This window comes from Kitasatospora sp. NPDC001225 (assembly GCF_053597855.1).
Genome location: NZ_JBSFJC010000374.1, coordinates 1 through 2,209 on the forward strand (window position 1 = coordinate 1; position 2,209 = coordinate 2,209).

At 72.0% G+C, this 2,209-nt stretch carries 3 protein-coding genes and 1 pseudogene; 2 read left to right on the forward strand and 2 right to left on the reverse strand.

Annotation, left to right across the window (positions count from 1 at the left end):
• A pseudogene (locus ACWDCZ_RS40575) lies at positions 1-390 on the reverse strand (hypothetical protein); the annotation flags it as partial.
• 342 nt (positions 391-732) lie between these two features.
• Here ACWDCZ_RS40575 and ACWDCZ_RS40580 point away from each other — a divergent pair.
• Positions 733-1,479 (forward strand): hypothetical protein, encoded by a 747-nt coding sequence (locus tag ACWDCZ_RS40580; RefSeq protein WP_449818622.1) that lies wholly within the window; start codon positions 733-735, stop codon positions 1,477-1,479.
• A gap of 36 nt (positions 1,480-1,515) precedes the next feature.
• Here the strand turns inward: ACWDCZ_RS40580 and ACWDCZ_RS40585 are convergent, their stop codons facing one another.
• Positions 1,516-1,731, reverse strand: a complete 216-nt coding sequence (locus tag ACWDCZ_RS40585; protein ID WP_049650536.1) for a cold-shock protein — start codon at positions 1,729-1,731, stop codon at positions 1,516-1,518.
• Between the two features lie 159 nt (positions 1,732-1,890).
• Between ACWDCZ_RS40585 and ACWDCZ_RS40590 the strand changes: the two genes are divergently transcribed.
• Positions 1,891-2,209: dienelactone hydrolase family protein (locus ACWDCZ_RS40590; protein ID WP_449818623.1), on the forward strand; the 319-nt coding region annotated here is incomplete at its 3' end.

Sequence of the window (2,209 nt, forward strand, 5' to 3'; positions counted from 1 at the left end):
GGAGACGCGCACCGACTTGTCGAGCGTCAGGTCGGTGTTCTTGTCGGCCTTGCCGGCGTTCCTGAAGGCCTCGACGTCCTTGAGCGGCTTGTCGGCCGAGATGGCGACCGAGACGGAGAGGCCGGAGATCGCCTTGGCGGTCTTCTCGTCCATGTCGCCGTCGCCCCGGGCGGCACCGATCATGCCCTTGCCGCCCTTGTGCTCACCGGAGTTGGCGAACGCGGCGACCTGCTCGGGGGTGGCGTCGATGGAGAGGGTGAAGCCGGCCGACTTGCCGTCGCGGACCTTGTCGAAGGCCTTCGACACCTTCTGCGCGGCGGACAGCTGCTGGACGGTGCCGCAGGCGGTGAGGCCGGCGGCGAGCACGGAGGCGGTGACGGCGACGGGCACGGCCCCACGGGCGGCCTTGCGGATGGCGGTGTTGATGGTGCGACTCCTGTTGATCGGGCCCGCCCGGTGAGGCGGACCGGTCCCTCCCCTGTGACGCACAACGCCACAGCGCCCACACATGTGATCACATTTTCGGCAAGAGGTCATTCGATTATTTGGCGTGGTCTTTAACCAGAACGGCCAAAAACATGACCAAAACCCGGAAGTCGGGCCCGAGGAGCCTTCCTGATTCCCGGAATCCCGCACGCCGACGGGCCGCCGTTCGTACGATCGGCTCCGTCCGGGACCGGCGGGAGCCGCTGCCGGCCGAGGGAACCGGTGGGAGGGGGAGCGATGGGGCCCGTGGGCTGGATCCTGACGGTCGTGCTGGTGGCCGCCGGAGCGGTGGCCTGGCTGATGCTGCGCTACCCCGGGGGCTGGCGGTGCGCCTTCGGCCCGGAGTACGCCGAGCACCGGCGCGACCTGGACGCCGCCCGAGGGAAGCTCCGCGACCTGAAGCGCGAGGCGGGCCGCGAACGCGGCAGGGCCCGCTCCGCCGTCGAAGCGGCCGAGCGGGCCCACGCGAGCCGGGTCGGCGAGGCCCGGGCGCACCTGGACCGGCTCCGGTCCCCGGACCGGGGGACGCTGAGGTCCTCCCTCGGGGACAGCCTGCGGCTGTACGACCGGACACTGGAGGTGACGGCCGAGGGCCGTACGGCGGAGTACCCGCTGCACGAGGTCGCGCTCCTCGACGAGTACTCCGGCACCGACGGCCACGTCTACGTGGCGCTTCCGACCGGCCGTCGGCAGATGGTCTCCGTCCCGCTGGAGGGGACGCCCGAGGCCGAGGTCCGGAAGTTCGTCGTCGAGGTGTTCAACGCCGCCGCCGACGCCAAGGCGGCCACGGCCGAACGCCAGGCGCTCGTGCCCCGGGCCGAGGCCGACCTGCGCGAAGCGGTCGAGGACACGGCCGACCAGGAGGAGGCCCGGCGCCGGCTCGCCGACGTGCTGGCCCGCCAGAAGGCGGACACGCGCATCCCCGGGGCCCGCCGCGAACTGGACGAGGCACGGGACCGGTGGCAGAGGCTCACCGGCCGGCGGCCGGTGTAGCCGGGCCGCCGCCCGTCAGGCCCCGGGCAGGTCGTCCTAGCCTTCGACGACCTGGACCTTGTCTGCCTGCATCCCCTTCTGGCCCTGGACCGCCTCGAACGTCACCCGCTGGCCCTCGACCAGGGACTTGAAGCCGGCCCCCTCGATCGACCTGAAGTGCACGAACAGGTCCGGGCCGGACTCCGGGGTGATGAACCCGTAGCCCTTCTCGTCGTTGAACCACTTCACGGTGCCGTTCTGGCGGTCGGCCATGTCCACTCCTTGCACAGGGATCACACTGACCGCGCCAGTCTCTCACGCAGCGGAGCCGCTCCGACGCGAAGCGCAGCGGCGGCCGCCGACGGACCGCCCGCTCTGCCGATGGCTAAGTCGGGCCCGGGCGGGGGCCGGTCGTCACTACAGTCCCGTTCCATGACGATGGTCACCACGCGTACGGTCGAGTACCCGGCCGACGGAATGACGATGATCGGGCACCTCGCGCTGCCCGCCGGAACCGGCCGCCGGCCTGCGGTCCTGATCGGGCCCGAGGGGCCCGGCCTGAACGACTTCCAGCGCCGCCGGGCCGACGCCCTCGCCGAACTGGGCTACGTGGCACTGGCCTTCGACCTCCACGGCGGGCGCTGGATCAGCGACCCGCAGGAGATGCTGGCGCGGGTGATGCCGCTGCTCGACGACCCCGACCGGATGCGGGGCATCGGCCACGCGGCCCTCGACGTGCTGCTCGCCGAAC